Raw genomic sequence first — 16,535 nt, forward strand, 5'->3', positions numbered from 1 at the left:
AAGGCTATCCAGAGCGTCCGGCTCGGCACCGACGACGTGCCGGTCCGGCCCGCACTGAACCTGCTCGTGGGCAACACACAGCTGATTTCGCTAGTCTGAAATGTCGAGTGTTGCGTCGCCGGCAAGTGCCGGCGATGCGTGAGGAGACTATTCGTGCGTTTCGTATGGGCCGTGGTGGCCTTCGTGCTGGCTGCCGTGCTGATCGGCGCGGGGATTGCTCAGCGCACCATCTTCATGGGGCCGGACACTCAGCAGACCCAGGTCGAGATCGATGAGCCGGCACCCTTCGTGCTCATCGACGGCGACGTGCTTCGGGCGAATCCAGGCGCGCAGACACTGATCGTCCGGGGAGAGGGCGAGATCTTCGGCAGCTATGGTCGCACCGCCGACATGGAGGCCTGGCTCGCCGACTCCGACTACAACCAGGTCACGCTGAAGAAGAACGGCGATCTGGCGGTCGAGCACGTCACGGCGTCCTCTGCTGACAGCGAGACCGATGCTCCGAGCGACGGTGCTGAGGGCGACTCCGCCGATGCGGAGTCCGCGGGGCGTGACCCGCGGGGATCCGATCTCTGGCTCGACTCGTTCGCCAAGGACAACCGTCTCACCGCCGAGAACATGCAGTTGCCCGAGGGCACGAGCATGCTCGTCGCCTACGACGGCACAGCCGATGCGCCGGATGACATCGTGGTCTCCTGGCCGCTGGACAACTCGACGCCGTGGGCGGGACCTCTCATGGTCGCCGGGGGAATCGTGCTGCTGCTCGGCCTCATCCTCTACGTGCTCGCGATCCGCCATCAGCGCCGCGGCCGCGGCCCCCGGCGCAAGGGCCCGGGTCCGCTCCCGGCGACCGAACCGATCGACGTCGCGGTTCTTCCGCCGTCTGAGCGCGCGGCGATCGAGGAGTCCGGCACTCCGCGCAGCGAACCCTCCGCAGGAACGGCGGCGCCGGCCGACGGAGACGTCGAGGAGGCGGAGATCGTGGACGAGAGCAAGGACCCCGACGCGAAGACCTCCATGCGCGCAGCGACGCGGCCTCGCCGTCGTCGCATGCTCGCGCTTCCGGCTCTCGGGCTCACGGCGCTTCTTGCCGCCGGGTGCTCGTCGGACTCGTGGCCGCAGCTGGGCGACGCCTCGCCGACCCCGTCTCCGAGTCCGACGGTGATCGCGCCGGAGAACCAGAAGCCCCCTGCGGTGACCGAAGCGCAGGCCAAGCGCATCTTGAAGACGCTCGCCGGCACGGTGAGCGAAGCCGACGCGGCACTCGACCTCGACCTGCTCGCTACCCGCTTCGAGGGACCCGCTCTCGCAGCACGGACCACGGAATATGCGCTGCGCTCGAAGCTCCCGGACACCGTTCCGCCCGCGGCGATCCCGACCGATCAGGTCGAGGTCGTGCTTCCGGAAGCGACCGATCAGTGGCCGCGCACGGTGCTGATGCTGTCGAAGACCGGGGATGACACGGTGCCGCCGGTGGTCCTCACGATGACGCAGGCCGACCCCTGGTCGAACTACAAGGTCTCGAACATCGCCGAGATGTCTGCTGACGCCGTCTTTCCCGAGGTCGCCGCATCCTGGCTCGGGACATCGCTCGTTCCCTCCGATTCCGCGTTCCTGACGATCCCGCCTGCGAACCTCGCCTCGACCTTCGCCGATGTGGTGGACCAGGGGGAGCAGAGCGAGTTCTACGACATGTTCGACGATCTGGCGTTGACCTACGCCAAGTCGATCACCGACAGCCGTCAGGCCGTGATCCAGGCTCTCGCCGACAAGGGCGCCGCCGACACGTCGAAGGCCGCCTTCGACATGGCTCCGACGACGGATGCCCCCATCTCGATGACGACTCTGGACAGCGGCGCGATCGTCGCTGTCACCCTCACCGACACCGAGACGGTGACGCCGACGGGAGACGACGTCTCCATCCGTTTCGGCGACAATGCACAAGCCAAGGCCCTCACCGACGCGACCGAGTCCGCGAAGGGCGTCGAGACGACCTACGAGTTCCAGCTGTTCTTCTCGGTCCCGGCAAAGGGCTCGACGGAGCAGATCCGGCTCCTGGCAGCCCACCAGGACCTCCTGTCCGTGAAGGTGATCAAATGAGTGAGATCTCTCCTGCCGCCCTGCGCGGTGCCGTCGACCTGTCGAGTCTCCGCAACCGGCCCGCATCTCCCGCAGAGGGCGCCCCCGCCCCGGGACTGCCCGATGTCGTCGTGGATGCGACCGACGAGACGTTCGGGCAGATCCTCGAGCTCTCGCGCACCGTTCCCGTCGTCGTCGACCTCTGGGCGGAGTGGTGCGGGCCCTGCAAGCAGCTGAGCCCGATCATCGAGAAGGTGACGCGCGAGCTCGGCGGACGCGTGCTGCTCGCCAAGGTCGATGTGGATGCGAATCCGCAGCTCGCGCAGAGCTTCCGTGCCCAGTCCATCCCGATGGTGGTGGCCCTGATCGCCGGTCAGCCGGTGCCGATGTTCACCGGGGCCGTGCCGGAGCAGCAGGTTCGCGACGTCTTCGCGCAGCTGCTGCAGGTGGCGGCGCAGAACGGTGTCACCGGATCACTCTCGGTCGGCGAGGAGGGCGCGGACCCGGAACCTCCCGTGGAGCCGGAGCTCCCCCCGCTGCACGCTGAGGCGTTCGCGGCGATCGAGGTCGGCGACTACGCGGCCGCCATCACGGCGTACGAGAAGGCGCTCGCGGAGAACCCGCGGGACGCGGACGCGCTCGCGGGTCTCGGCCAGGTGCGGCTGCTCGACCGCGTTCAGGGCCTCGATCTGCAGGCGGCACGGGCCGCAGCGGCCGACGGCCCACTCGACGTCCAGGCGCAGTTCGATGTGGCCGACCTCGACCTCGCCGGCGGGCATGTCGATGACGCCTTTGGTCGCCTGCTCGATCTGTTCGCGCAGCTCCCGTCCGACCAGCGCACGCCCGTTCGTGAGCGCCTGGTCGAGCTCTTCGGGCTCATCGGTGCGGAGGATCCGCGGGTCGTGTCGGCGCGCAACCGGCTTTCGTCGCTGCTGTTCTAGGGAGGTACGCGCCGAGTCCCCGGCGCGCTCAGCCGTGGTTGACCGTAGGCACGTGAGGGTCGGACTGGTAGCGCAGCCACAGCGTCGAGAGCGCGGGCAACGTCAGGGTCGCGAGCGGTGCTCCTCCTTCAGAGGGCTTCGCATAGACCAACCCGAGGTTGCCCGATCCTCGACCCCCGTAGTCCGCCGCGTCCGTGTTGAGCACCTCCTGCCACACTCCTTCTCGAGGAAGGGTGAGCTGATACCCGGTGCGTTCCACCCCGGCGAAGTTGCTCACGACGACCAGGCGCCCGCCGTGCGCGTCACGCCGCTCGAACGCGATCACCGTGGATTCCCAACTCGGTGCACCGAGGCGGCTGAACGACGAACCGTCGTTGTCGCGTTCCCAGAGAGGGGCCTGCGCCCGGTAGGTACGGTTCATCTCGCCGATGAAGTCCTGCAGCTGGGCATGTGAGGGCTGCTCGAGGAGCCACCAATCCAGCTCGCGCCCTTCCGACCACTCCGCCAGCTGGCCGAACTCCTGCCCCATGAACAGCAGCTTCTTGCCGGGGTGCCCCCACATGTAGGCGAGGTACGCACGCACGTTCGCCAGCTTGTGCCAATGGTCTCCCGGCATCTTTGCGACCAGGCTGCCCTTGCCGTGGACGACTTCGTCGTGGCTGATGGGAAGCAGATAGTTCTCACCGAAGGCGTAGACGAAGGAGAAGGTCATCTCGCCCTCGTGATGCCCGCGGTACATCGGGTCGCGTGAGATGTACTGCAGGGAGTCGTTCATCCAGCCCATGTTCCACTTGAACCCGAAACCCAGGCCTGCGTGGTCGGTGGGAGCGGTGACGCCGGGGAAGCTGGTGGACTCCTCCGCGATCATCAGGATCCCCGGGTGCAGCCGGTAGGCGGTGGCATTCACCTCCTGCAGGAAACGGATCGCCTCGAGGTTCTCGCGCCCGCCATGGATGTTCGGCTCCCATTCGCCCGGTTGACGGGAGTAGTCGAGGTAGAGCATCGAGGCGACGGCGTCGACACGAAGCCCATCGACATGGAACTCTCGGAGCCAGTACAGGGCGTTGGCGACCAGGAATCCGCGGACCTCCGGGCGGCCGTAATCGAAGATGAGTGTGCCCCAGTCCTGATGCTCTCCGCGTCGTGGGTCCGGGTGCTCGTAGAGAGGCTGACCGTCGAAACGTGCGAGTGCGAAGGCATCCTTGGGGAAGTGGCCCGGAACCCAGTCCATGATCACGCCGATGCCGGCCTGGTGGAGACGGTCGATGAGATAGCGCAGGTCGTCGGGCGTGCCGAACCTGCTCGTGGGGGCGTAGTATCCGCTGACCTGATAGCCCCACGATCCACCGAACGGATGCTCCGCCAGCGGCATGAACTCGACGTGGGAGAAGCCCGATTCCGTCACATGCTGGATCAGCGGGTCGGCGATCTCGCGGTATCCGAGGCCCGCACGCCATGAGCCGACGTGGATCTCGTAGATCGACAACGGCTGTGCCACGGCGTGGGTGGCCGCCCGGCGCGTCATCCACGCGCCATCCGACCAGCTGTGCGTCGATGCCGTCACGATCGATGCCGTGTCGGGTGGAACCTCGGCAGCGAGCGCCATCGGGTCGGCCTTGAGGATCCACGCCCCCTCGCGGGTGCGGATCTGGTACTTGTATCTGGTGCCGATCGGAAGCCCCGGAACGAAAAGCTCCCAGACGCCGCTGACGCCCATCGAGCGCATGGCGTGGGCTTCGCCGTTCCAGTCGTTGTGATCGCCGACCACCCGCACGGCAGTGGCGTTGGGCGCCCAGACCGCGAACGAGACGCCGATCTCTCCGTCGAACGTGCGCACATGAGCACCCAACGCCTCCCAGAGGCGTTCGTGACGCCCCTCGGCGATCAGGTGCAGGTCGAGGTCGCCGAGCGTCGGCGGATGCCGATACGGGTCGCCCGACACTGTCTCATCGTGATCTGCGTACCTCGTGGCGATGCGGTAAGGGACCGGGGGACCGCTGTGCTCGCCCTCCCAGATGCCGTGGGCGACGTGGGCGAGCTCCTGCCTGCTGCCGTCGTCGAAGACGGCTGCGACTGCTTCTGCGAGCGGGCGTCTGGCACGGATCACGGTGACGGTGCGATCGGCCGCATCCTTGTGGGCATGCGCTCCGAGAACGGAGTGAGGATCGTGGTACGTGGCTGATGAGACCGCCTCCCATTCGGTGGATGCGGCGACGTCTTCCGTGTAGCTCATGATCGCTCCCTCACCTTCAGGATGTGCACCGGCTCGGCGAAGGCGTCGAGTCGCACGTAGTTGTGATCGGTCCAGGTCCAGACGGCTCCCGTGAGGAGGTCCTCCACCTCGAAGGCCTCGCCCGGGAGGATGCCCCACTGGGTCGTGTCGAGGTGCACGGTGGTCTCCCGCACCGAGTGCGGGTCGACGTTGGCGACGACGATGACGGTGTCTCCGCGACCGGTGCCGGTGAACGGCGCCGCCAGATGCTTGCTGTAGACGAGCACCGCGTCGTCGTCGCTCCAGTGCGCGCGGAAGTTGCGGAGCTGCTGCAACGCGGGATGAGCGCCCCGGATCTCGTTGAGTCGGCGCAGCAGGGGAGCGAGCGATTCGCCGCGAGCCTCGGCGCCGACCCAGTCTCGGAACTTGTACTCGTACTTCTCGTTGTCGATGTTCTCTTCGGACCCGGGACGGGCGACGTTCTCGAAGAGTTCGTAGCCCGCGTAAACACCCCATACGGGACCTGCCGTCGCGGCGATGCAGGCGCGGATCCTGTAGGCCGCTCTGCCACCGAACTGCAGGTACTCGGTGAGGATGTCGTGGGTGTTCACGAAGAGGTTGGGCCTCATGTAGTCGGAGGTCTCGTGGGATACCGAGCCGAGGAACTCCTCGAGCTCGGCCTTCGTGTTGCGCCAGGTGAAGTAGCTGTAGCTCTGCTGGAAACCGACCGCGGCAAGCGCGCGCATGACGGCCGGTCGGGTGAACGCCTCCGCGAGGAAGATCACGTCGGGGTCGACGGCGTTCACCTCTGCGATGAGCCATTCCCAGAACTGGAGCGGTTTCGTGTGCGGGTTGTCGACGCGGAAGATCTTCACGCCCTGCGCCACCCAGTGCTGCACGACCCGCAGCATCTCGGCGTAGATGCCGTCCGGATCGTTGTCGAAGTTCAGCGGGTAGATGTCCTGGTACTTCTTCGGCGGGTTCTCGGCGTAGGCGATCGTGCCGTCCGGGAGGGTCGTGAACCATTCCGGATGCTCGCGCACCCATGGATGGTCGGGCGAGGCCTGGAGTGCGAGGTCGAGCGCGACCTCGAGCCCTTCCCTCCGTGCCGCGCGCACGAACGCCCGGAAATCCTGCGGGGTGCCAAGTTCGGGATGGATCGCATCGTGCCCGCCTTCCGCGGCGCCGATCGCGTACGGCGAACCCGGGTCTCCGGCCTCGGCGGTGAGGGTGTTGTTGCGTCCCTTGCGATTGGTGGAACCGATCGGATGGATCGGCACCAGATACACCACGTCGAAACCCATCGCCGCGACGTCGGGCAGACGCCGCGTCGCGGTGCGGAACGTGCCGCTCTTGACGGTGCCGTCCTTCAGACGCCGCGCGCCTTCGGAGCGGGGGAAGAACTCGTACCAGGCGCCGACACCTGCCGCGCGCCGGTCGGCATGCAGCGTGTGTGTCGGCGTCGCGGAGCGCAGAGTCGTCACGGGACGGTCGCGGAAGATCTGAACCAATCCTGCATCCGTCGCCAGCGCCATGGTTGTCGCGGCATCGCCGGCCTGCAGGGATACCGCGTCTGCGCCGAGCCGTTTCCGCTGCGGTGCCGGGCGGTCCTTCTCCGCGGCGGCCCGCGTCAGCAGATCTGCCCCCAGCGCTGCCATCACCGGGACGTCGACCCCGGCGGCGATCTTCAGCTCCGCGGCGTGCGCCCAGGTCGCGAAGTCATCGGAGAAGGCCTCGAACCGGAAGAGCCATTCGCCCTGTTCGTCGAGCGCGATCGGCGTCGACCAGGTGTCGGTGCCGTCGTCGCGGGGAGAGAGGCGATGCAGGGTCTCTTCTCCGGAAGGGGACGTGAGCCGGACGTGCACGCCGATGACGTCGTGGCCCTCGCGGAACGCGACCACGCTGAAGGGCACCACTTCGCCGACGAAGGCCTTCGGCCTGAAGCCACCGGGTACCGATGGCGACGGGTCGAGCAGCGGGATGCGGGTCGTCCGCAGTGCACCGGGAGAATCCGCAACGCCCAGGGCGCGCGCCGGGATCTGAGCGGGGCTCCGAAGAGCCGAGGACCGAGTACCAGCACGTGCAGCCACCTCCCGAATGTACCGCGCGGACGTGGCCACGGGTAGCGCGCCGGAGGGTGCGTCGTCGGCCGGCTTCATTCGATGCGGAACAGCCTCATCGACGTGCCCGAGACCGGCAGCACATCGCCAGGCGCGAAGACCTCTTCGTCATCGGAAGGGCGCTCCTGAGCACTCGACCACAGCGAGACGAAGCGGGTCGCGTCTTCGATCTCGACGGGCAGGCGTACATCGATGGGCGACTCGGTACCGTGCACGATCAGCAGGATGCGGTTGTAGGCCTCGGTGTCGGGAGTGGAGGCGGCGACATACTGCAGCGTCCGGTTCCCTGGGTCGGCCCATTGGTCCTGCTCCATCGTCTCCCCGTTCTGGTCGTACCAGTCCATCACCGAGGCGTTGGGGATGTGCTCGCCGAGTCGCGCGTAGCGGCTCGGTCGCAAGGCGGGGTTCTCCTGGCGCAGCCGGATGAGCCGGGAGACGTGGGCGCGCAGATCGTCCTGCCAGGGCTCGAACTCCCAACCGAGCCAGGTCAGGACGGAGTCCTGGGCATAGGCGTTGTTGTTGCCTCGCTGGGTGCGACCGACCTCGTCGCCGGCGGTGAGCATGGGAATGCCCGCGGACAGCAGGAGCGTTCCGAGCAGGTTGCGCATGGCTTTGCGCCGCGAGGCGAGGATGGTCGGGTCGTCTGTCGGCCCCTCGACTCCGTGGTTGAACGCGCGGTTCATGTCCGCACCGTCGCGATTCTGTTCGCCGTTGGCCTCATTGTGCTTGACGTCGTAGGAGACGAGGTCGTGCAGGGTGAAGCCGTCGTGCGCCGTGACGAAGTTCACGCTGGCGAGCGGACCGCGGTCCTCGCTGAAGGTGTTCGACGATCCGGCGAGACGGGTCGCGAATCCACCGATGCCCACCGGGGCAGATGCTCGGCGGGCGTAGTCGATGTCGCTCAGCCAGAAGTTGCGCACCCGATCGCGATAGCGGTCGTTCCACTCATGCCAGCCGGCCGGGAAGTTGCCCGTCTGCCAGCCGCCGAGACCGACGTCCCATGGCTCGGCGATGAGCTTGGTGTCGGCGAGGATCGGATCGTCCGCGATGGCGGTGAGAAGCGGATGCTCCGGGGTGTAGGTGTGGGCGGCGTCGCGGGCGATGGCCGTGGCGAGGTCGAAGCGGAAGCCGTCGATCTGCATCTCCTGCGCCCAGTAGCGCAGGGAGTCCAGAACGAGTCGGGCACCGGCATCGGTCGCCGTGTTCAGGGTGTTGCCGCACCCGGTGGTGTCGACGTAGACGCCGGACTCATCCTGCCGGTAGTAGTTCGCGTTGTCGATGCCGCGCAGGCTCGAGCGCGGACCGCCGATGCCCTCTTCGGACGTGTGGTTGTACACGACGTCGAGGATGACCTCGAGTCCTGCCTCGTGCAGCAGCCGCACCATGCCCTTGAACTCGGCCAGCACTGCCTCCGGCCCCTCCTTGCGGGCCTCCTCGGTGGCGTAGGCGGTGTGCGGGGTGAAGAAGTTCAGCGTGTTGTAGCCCCAGTAGTTGGTGAGACCGCGCTCGAGGAGGCGAGGTTCCGGCACGAAGGCATGAACCGGGAGCAGCTCGATCGACGTGATCCCCAGGGAGTGGAAGTACGCGATCATCGCGGGGTGGGCGAGCCCGGCGTAGGTGCCGTGCAGTGCGGGAGGAACATCGGGATGACGTTTGGTGAGGCCTTTGAGATGCCCCTCGTAGATGACAGTGCGGTCCAACGGCACCCGAGGCTTCTGCGACTCGCCCCAATCGAAGCCGTCGACGATCACCACGGAGCGCCATTCCTCGTACCCGTCTCCCTGCGCGAGGCCGCGGGCGTAGGGGTCGAGGAGCAGCGTCTCCGGGTTGAACGTGTTCCCGGGGCCGTGCGGACCCCCGACACGGATGGCATACCGCACACCGGGTTGGAGCAGTTCGGTGGTGACCTCCCAGACGCCCCCGGCGAGTCGCTCGAGCGGCACTTCGTCCGTCGCCCAGTCGAGGTCGGTGGCGTCGAAGACGACCAACTCGATGGAGGAGGCGTTCTGCGACCAGACGCGCAGGGTACCGACGCCGTCGTGCAGACGAACGCCGAGGTTGTCGAGGGCAGGTCCGCCGGGCACGGTGAGGTCTCGGGACTCGGGCATGAGTACACACTAGGCGCGATGTGTTGCCGTCTCATGTCAGCGCGCACCCGGTACCTGGAGGCAGCGCCCTTCCGCCCTCGTTTCGGGAGAGAATCGAAGGATGCGGCACTATCTGGACCACGCGGCGACCACGCCACTGCGCCCCGAAGCACGGGAGGCCTGGCTCGCCGCTTCCCAGATGGTCGGCAATGCGTCGTCGACGCACGGGGCGGGTCAGGATGCGCGTCGGCTGCTCGAGGAGTCGCGCGAACGGGTCGGCGCGGTGCTGGAGGCCGACCCGATCGAGATCGTGTTCACCTCCGGGGGCACGGAGTCCATCAACCTCGCTCTTCAGGGGTTGTGGCACGGCCGCGCGGGCGGAACGTCGGCGATCGTGATGCCCGACGCCGAGCATCACGCGACCATGGACACGGTCGCCGCGCTCGTGGATGAAGGGGCAGCACTGCGACGAGTGCCCGTCGCGCCCGACGCGCGGATCGATCCCGAGCAGTTCGCCGCCGAGCTTCCCGGTGCCGCTCTGGCGACGGCGCTCGCGGCGAACAACGAGGCCGGAACCATCAACGACACCCGCTCCCTCGCAGCCGTGGCGGCGGGAGCGGGAGTTCCCCTGCACATCGACGCCGTCGCGGCTCTCGGGCACGTGCCCCTGTCGTTCCGCACCCTGCGAGGTGATGCCGACGGTGGGGTCGGCCTGGTCGCCATGAGCTTCGCCGGCCACAAGATCGGCGCGCCGGTCGGCGTGGGAGTCCTCGTCACGGCGCGTACGGCCCGCCTCACTGCGCTGCTGCGTGGCGGAGCGCAGCAGCGCGGGTTGCGCGCGGGCACGCAAGATGTCCCCGGAGCTGCCGCTTTCGCGACGGCGCTAGAGCTCGCAGAGCGCGAACGATCGGACGAGACCGCACGACTCAGCGCGCTGCGTGACCGTCTCGTGTCCGGCATCAGGGCGGCCGTGCCGAGAGCAGAACTGCTGGGGGATCCGACCGTGCGCCTCCCGGGGAACGCGCACGTGCTGTTCCCCGGCGCGGTGGGGGAGAGCCTGCTTTTCCTCCTCGATGTCGCCGGCGTCGCCGCCTCGACGGGATCCGCCTGCCAGGCGGGCGTCGCCGAGCCGTCGCACGTCGTGATGGCGATGGGGCGCAGCGAACGGGATGCGCGCAGCGTGCTGCGGTTCTCGCTCGGTCGAACCTCGACCGATACCGACGTCGATGCGGTGCTCGCCACGATCGCTGACGCGTATGCCCGCGCATCCGGCGCCGGCACAGCCGCGCGCTCGTAGACTGGTCTCATGCGGATCCTTGCGGCTATGAGCGGTGGTGTCGACTCCGCCGTCGCGGCCGCCAGGGCCGTGGAGGCGGGGCACGACGTGGTCGGCGTGCATCTGGCACTGTCCCGTGCCGGCGGCACCCTGCGCACCGGCAGCCGCGGCTGCTGCACGATCGAGGATGCCCTCGACGCTCGTCGCGCCGCCGACGTGCTCGGCATCCCGTTCTACGTCTGGGACTTCTCGGAGCGGTTCCGCGACGACGTGATCGCAGATTTCATCTCCGAGTACCAGGCCGGTCGCACCCCGAATCCCTGCATGCGATGCAACGAGAAGATCAAGTTCGCCGCACTGCTGGAGCGAGCGATCGAGCTCGGGTTCGACGCCGTGTGCACGGGGCACTACGCGACGTTGATCGACGGCGACGGGGGTCTCGAGCTGCACCGCGCCTCCGACAACGCCAAAGACCAGTCGTACGTCCTGGGCGTCCTCAACGCCGAGCAGCTCGCGCACACCTACTTCCCGCTCGGCACCACGCCCTCGAAGGCGATCGTGCGCGCCGAAGCCGAGGCACGCGGTCTGAGCGTCGCGCAGAAACCGGACAGCCACGACATCTGCTTCATCCCCGATGGTGACACCCGCGGTTGGCTCGCCGAGAAGGTCGGCACGGCGACCGGCGAGATCGTCGACCGCAGCGGAGAGGTCGTCGGATCCCACGAGGGTGCTCACTCCTTCACCGTCGGGCAGCGCCGCGGTCTCAAGCTCGGTGTGCCCGCGGCCGACGGCAAGCCGAGGTTCGTTCTCGAAGTGCGCCCGGTCTCCAACACCGTCGTCGTCGGCCCGAAGGAGGCCCTCGCCATCGCCGAGATCGCGGGGGAGCGGTTCAGCTGGGCCGGCGCTGCACCGACCGAATCGTCCTTCTCCTGCCATGTGCAGATCCGTGCGCATTCCGAGCCCGTGGCCGCACACGCCGAGGTCTCCGACGGGGGTGTACGCGTCATACCGGAAGTTCCCCTCGACGGCGTCGCACCGGGGCAGACCGCTGTGCTCTACGTCGGAACGCGCGTGCTCGGACAGTTCACGATCGATACGACGGTCTCGGCGGTTCCCGTCGGCGCGTAGACGTTTCCGGTGTCGGTACCCGCTCGTAGACTGGCGGGGTGCCGGAGAACATCTCGCTGGAAGACGCCCGAACCGAAGCTGAAGAGCTGACCACTCGCATCCTCGACGCCAAAGAGGCCTACTACGGCCGCGACACCTCGGTCGTCGATGACTTCACCTATGACGGATGGATGCACCGGCTCGAAGAGCTCGAGCGTCTGCACCCCGAGCTCCAGGGACAGGACTCGCCCACCCAGATGGTCGGCGCGGCCGAGGCGACGGGTCTTGCGACCATCGAGCACGCCGAGCGGATGCTCAGCCTCGACAACGTCTTCTCGATCGACGAGCTGAAGGAGTGGGCAGCGAAGACGAAGGCCGCAGCGGGCCGCGAGGTCGCCTGGCTCACCGAGCTCAAGATCGACGGACTGGCGATCAACCTCCGCTACGAGAACGGTGTGCTGACCTCCGCGGCCACCAGAGGCGACGGACGCGTCGGAGAGATCGTCACCGAGAACGCTTTGCGTCTCCCTGAGATCCCATATCGGCTCAGCGGCGACGGGCATCCCCCGATCGTCGAAGTGCGCGGCGAGGTCTTCATCCCCGTGGCGGCGTTCGAACGGCTCAATGCGGCGCAGGCGACCTTCCGCGACCGGGCCTACGCCGACGCGCTCGAGCGGTGGGAGTCGCGCGGCGGGGTGAAGAAGCCCTTCGACGATGAGAAGGCGCGCACTGCGGCCGCCCGGCGATTCCCGGCCTTCGCGAACCCCCGCAATGCGGCGAGCGGTGGACTCCGCCAGCAGATCGACAAGAAGAACGGCCTCGAGCTCGAAGCAGGACTGTTGCGGATCGAGTCGCTCGCGCTGTACGTGCACGGGGTCGGCGCATGGTCGAACCCTCCGGTCGCCGCGCAGAGCGAGGTGTACGACCTGCTCGCGGAGTGGGGGCTGCCCACGAGCCCGCACACGAAGGTCTGCCGCACGATCGACGAGGTCGTCACGTTCGTCGAGTACTTCGGCGAGCATCGGCATGATGTCGAGCATGAGCTCGACGGCATCGTGGTCAAGGTCGACGAGCTCGAGCTGCACGACGAGCTCGGCGCGACGAGCCGGGCCCCGCGCTGGGCGATCGCCTACAAGTACCCGCCGGAAGAGGTGCAGACGAAGCTGCTCGACATCGTCGTGTCGGTCGGTCGCACCGGTCGCGCGACTCCGTTCGCCGTCATGGCCCCCGCACATGTCGCCGGATCGGTGGTCCGCCAGGCGACGCTGCACAACAAGGACGTCGTGAAGGCGAAAGGCGTGCTGATCGGTGACACGGTCGTGCTGCGCAAAGCCGGCGACGTGATCCCCGAGGTCCTCGGGCCGGTCGTCGAGAAGCGCGACGGCACCGAGCGCGAGTTCGTGATGCCCGTCGAGTGCCCGGAGTGCGGCACGCCCCTGCGAGCCATGAAGGAAGGCGATGTCGATCTGCGCTGTCCGAACGCACGCTCGTGCCCGGCGCAGGTGCGCGGACGCGTGGAGCACATCGGTTCGCGAGGCGCCCTCGACGTCGAGGCACTGGGCGAGGTCACCGCTGCGGCCCTGACGCAGCCGACGTCTCCTGCAGTGCCACCGCTCGAGACCGAGGCGGGCCTGTTCGCGCTCAGCCTCGAACAGCTGGTCCCCATCGAGCTGTTCGTTCGCGACGCCGAGACGGGTCTCCCCAAGGAAGACGAGGACGGGGTCGTCAAAACTCGCGCTCCTTTCCGACGCAACCCCACTGCGGCTGAGAAGAAGTCCGGTCTCGACGGACCCCAGCCCTCCGCACAGGCGCTCACCCTGCTCGCAGAACTGGAGAAGGCCAAGACGAAGGACCTGTGGCGGCTGCTCGTCTCACTGAACATCCGCCATGTCGGCCCTGTCGCCGCGAGGGCGCTCGCTCAGTGGTTCGGGTCGCTCGACGCGATCCGCGCGGCGTCACGCGACGAGCTCGCCGCGGTCGAGGGCGTCGGTGGCATCATCGCCGATTCGCTTCTCGCCTGGTTCGAGGTGGACTGGCACCAGGAGATCGTTCAGCAGTGGGAGGACGCGGGCGTGCAGTGGGCGACGCCTGGGCACCCCGGCCCCGGCGCGGCTGTGGCCGCGGGCGGAGTCCTGGAGGGGCTGACCGTCGTCGCCACCGGATCCCTCGACGGTTACACACGAGACGGCGCACAGGAGGCCATCATCAACGCGGGCGGCAAGGCCGCGTCGAGCGTATCGAAGAAGACCGACTTCGTCGCCGCCGGCCCCGGCGCGGGTTCCAAGCTGGCGAAGGCGGAGGACCTCGGCCTGCGAATCCTCGACGCGGCGCAGTTCCATATCCTGGTGACCCAGGGGCCGGATGCCCTCCCTCCCACGGGCGAAGGGGCGTGAAGCGCTTCGGGCCACTGATCGTCGTCCCGGAGGCTCTCGCCGTCGGAGATCCCGGTCGCCATCATCTGCGGTTGACCCCTGATGCCGTGATCATTCGCGAGGGCGTCGATAATCGCGGGATCGTGAGCTGGAGCGAGCTCGACTCGATCGTCATGGACGTCCCCACGACGAGGTTCCGTCTTCCCGGGCTCGTCAGCACGATTCTGCTCGGCGCTTTGACCGCCGCCATGCTGACCGATCCCGGAGTCGATCCCGACGACGGTTCCGTGACTCTGACGGTCGACGGAGAATCTCGAGTCCTGCCCCTGAGCAGACACCACGTCGGCGGATACTGGGAGCCTGCGGTCATGGGCGCGCATAGGCTGATCGCCCATCTCATCGCGCACCCCGAGCAGCGTGCGCTGCTCACACATCCGGAGCCGCTGATCGATGTCGCCGCGCGACTCGCGCGCGGGAAGGGATAATCCGTTCCGCGCGCGAGTGGTGGTCAGCTCTTGTGACGCGGCTTGCGGTACGGCTTCTCGTCACGCGTGTCGCGCGCCGGCCGATCATCGCGGTCCCGACGCTCGAAACGGTCACCCCGACCGCCGGCCTCCCGAGGGCCACCGGTGCGGCGTGCGCCCCCGGGACCGCGGTCGGGCTTGATCTCGATCAGGCGTCCCGAGATGCGCGTGTCGCGCAGCTTCTCGAGGACAGACGGATCCAGGTTCGATGGCAGCTCGACCGTCGAGAAGTCCGGACGGATGTTGATCGCACCGAAGTCGTCGCGTCCCAGACCGCCCTCGTTGGCGAGGGCCCCGACGATCTGGCGGGGTTCGACACGGTGACGTCGTCCGACCTCGATGCGGTAGGCGGTGTAATCGCCACGCCCGCGTCGTTCCGTACGCGGCTCACGAGCATCGCGTCCCGTGCGCTCGCGCGGGGGACGGTTGTCTGCTTCGACCGCCTTCGTGAGCGGATCGTTGGCGGGGTCGAGCAGCAGCGGCTTGTCACCCTGCGCCACGACAGCCAGAGCGGCGGCCACATCACCCTCAGGGACATCATGGTGACGCACGTAGTGCGCCACGATGTCGCGGAACGCCTCGATGCGCCCGGTCTCCGACAGCGCCGTGGTGATCGCGTCGTCGAAGCGGTTCAGACGCGTGGTGTTCACATCTTCCGTGCTCGGGAGCTGCATCTGGGCCGGCTGCTGACGCGTCGCCTTCTCGATGTGCTTCAGGAGGTAGCGCTCGCGCGGGGTGATGAAGCTGATCGCGTCGCCCGATCGTCCGGCGCGGCCCGTGCGACCGATGCGGTGCACATAGGACTCGGTGTCGGTGGGGATGTCGAAGTTGACGACGTGACTGATGCGCTCGACGTCGAGTCCTCGCGCGGCCACATCGGTCGCGACCAGGATGTCGAGCTTGCCGTCCTTGAGCTGGTTCACACTGCGCTCACGCTGCACCTGAGGCACGTCGCCGTTGATGGCTGCGGCCGAGTAGCCACGGGCGCGCAGCTTCTCCGCCAGGGTCTCGGTCTCGTTCTTCGTACGGACGAAGACGATCATTCCGTCGAAGTTCTCGACCTCGAGGATCCGGGTGAGCGCATCGACCTTCTGCGCGTACGACACGACGAGATAGCGCTGCGTGATGTTGGTGCCGGTCGCGGTCTTCGACTTGATGCTGATCTCTTCAGGGTCTCGCAGGTACTTCTGGGCGAGACGGCGGATCTGCGGCGGCATCGTCGCGGAGAACAGCGCGACCTGCTTCTCCTCGGGCGTCTGCGCGAGGATCTGCTCCACGTCTTCGGCGAAGCCCATCTTCAGCATCTCGTCGGCCTCGTCGAGCACGAGGTACTGCAGCTGCGACAGGTCGAGCGTGCCCTTGGCGAGGTGGTCCATGATGCGGCCCGGCGTGCCGACGATCACGTGGACGCCGCGGCGCAGAGCCGACAGCTGCACGCCGTAGCCCTGCCCGCCGTAGACGGGGAGCACGTGCACGCCCTTCATCTTGGAGGCGTACGACTCGAACGCCTCGCAGACCTGGAGCGCGAGCTCACGGGTGGGTGCGAGCACGAGGGCCTGCGGGGTCTTCTGGGAGACATCGAGGCGCTCGAGCACGGGGAGGGCGAAGGCCGCGGTCTTCCCGGTACCGGTCTGCGCCATGCCGACGACATCGCGCCCAGCCAGGAGCGTCGGGATGGTGGCCGCCTGGATGGGCGACGGCGTCTCGTAGCCGAGGTCTTTGATGGCTTTGAGGACGGGCCCGGTGATGCCGAGCTCCTCGAATCCAGGGGTCGCGGGAGATTCGTCGGGGGCGTCGGTCAGCACTGCATCTTCAGG

10 protein-coding genes are annotated in these 16,535 nt (G+C 67.8%); 6 read left to right on the forward strand and 4 right to left on the reverse strand.

Translation table 11 applies throughout. The annotated features are described in order from the left end of the window. The first annotated feature begins 153 nt into the window (after window positions 1–153). On the forward strand, window positions 154–2,100 hold the full coding sequence (locus tag DW307_RS18135) for a glycosyl transferase (protein WP_168441035.1): 1,947 nt from the start codon (window positions 154–156) through the stop codon (window positions 2,098–2,100). Next, window positions 2,097–3,020, forward strand: coding sequence for a tetratricopeptide repeat protein (locus tag DW307_RS12120; protein ID WP_021200490.1), 924 nt, complete (start codon window positions 2,097–2,099; stop codon window positions 3,018–3,020). Before DW307_RS18135 ends, DW307_RS12120 begins: the two co-directional genes overlap by 4 nt. Window positions 3,021–3,048: 28 nt before the next feature. Here DW307_RS12120 and glgB read toward each other — a convergent pair whose 3' ends face one another. The 3 genes from glgB to glgX all read right to left on the reverse strand — a co-directional run bounded on the left by glgB (window position 3,049) and on the right by glgX (window position 9,460). After that, window positions 3,049–5,253 (reverse strand): 1,4-alpha-glucan branching protein GlgB, encoded by a 2,205-nt coding sequence (glgB, locus tag DW307_RS12125; RefSeq protein WP_136024856.1) that lies wholly within the window; start codon window positions 5,251–5,253, stop codon window positions 3,049–3,051. Further along, window positions 5,250–7,322: an alpha-1,4-glucan--maltose-1-phosphate maltosyltransferase gene (locus DW307_RS12130; RefSeq protein ID WP_446723837.1), complete on the reverse strand. Its 2,073-nt coding sequence runs from the start codon at window positions 7,320–7,322 to the stop codon at window positions 5,250–5,252. Before DW307_RS12130 ends, glgB begins: the two co-directional genes overlap by 4 nt. A 65-nt stretch (window positions 7,323–7,387) precedes the next feature. After that, window positions 7,388–9,460 carry a glycogen debranching protein GlgX gene (gene glgX / locus DW307_RS12135; RefSeq protein ID WP_021200493.1) on the reverse strand — a complete coding sequence of 691 codons (2,073 nt, stop codon included), beginning with the start codon at window positions 9,458–9,460 and terminating at the stop codon, window positions 7,388–7,390. A gap of 100 nt (window positions 9,461–9,560) precedes the next feature. On the opposite strand from glgX, the gene DW307_RS12140 reads away from it, so the two are divergent. The 4 genes from DW307_RS12140 to DW307_RS12155 are packed head-to-tail and all read left to right on the forward strand — an operon-like array spanning window position 9,561 to window position 14,679. Beyond that, window positions 9,561–10,736: a cysteine desulfurase family protein gene (locus DW307_RS12140; protein WP_136024857.1), complete on the forward strand. Its 1,176-nt coding sequence runs from the start codon at window positions 9,561–9,563 to the stop codon at window positions 10,734–10,736. 9 nt (window positions 10,737–10,745) lie between these two features. Continuing rightward, complete coding sequence (mnmA, locus tag DW307_RS12145) at window positions 10,746–11,843, forward strand: tRNA 2-thiouridine(34) synthase MnmA (protein ID WP_136024858.1); 1,098 nt, start codon at window positions 10,746–10,748, stop codon at window positions 11,841–11,843. A gap of 38 nt (window positions 11,844–11,881) precedes the next feature. Further along, window positions 11,882–14,215, forward strand: a complete 2,334-nt coding sequence (gene ligA / locus DW307_RS12150; protein ID WP_136024859.1) for an NAD-dependent DNA ligase LigA — start codon at window positions 11,882–11,884, stop codon at window positions 14,213–14,215. After that, the gene (locus DW307_RS12155) at window positions 14,212–14,679 is read left to right on the forward strand and encodes a hypothetical protein (RefSeq protein WP_136024860.1); all 468 of its coding nucleotides are present in this window, start codon (window positions 14,212–14,214) and stop codon (window positions 14,677–14,679) included. Before ligA ends, DW307_RS12155 begins: the two co-directional genes overlap by 4 nt. A 23-nt stretch (window positions 14,680–14,702) precedes the next feature. Here the strand turns inward: DW307_RS12155 and DW307_RS12160 are convergent, their stop codons facing one another. Then, a complete protein-coding gene (locus tag DW307_RS12160) occupies window positions 14,703–16,523 on the reverse strand; it encodes a DEAD/DEAH box helicase (protein ID WP_021200498.1) in 1,821 nt (606 codons plus the stop codon). Between the last annotated feature and the right edge of the window lie 12 nt (window positions 16,524–16,535).

Origin of the sequence: Microbacterium sp. K27, from assembly GCF_004794435.1 — a bacterium.
Classification (GTDB): domain Bacteria; phylum Actinomycetota; class Actinomycetes; order Actinomycetales; family Microbacteriaceae; genus Microbacterium; species Microbacterium maritypicum_A.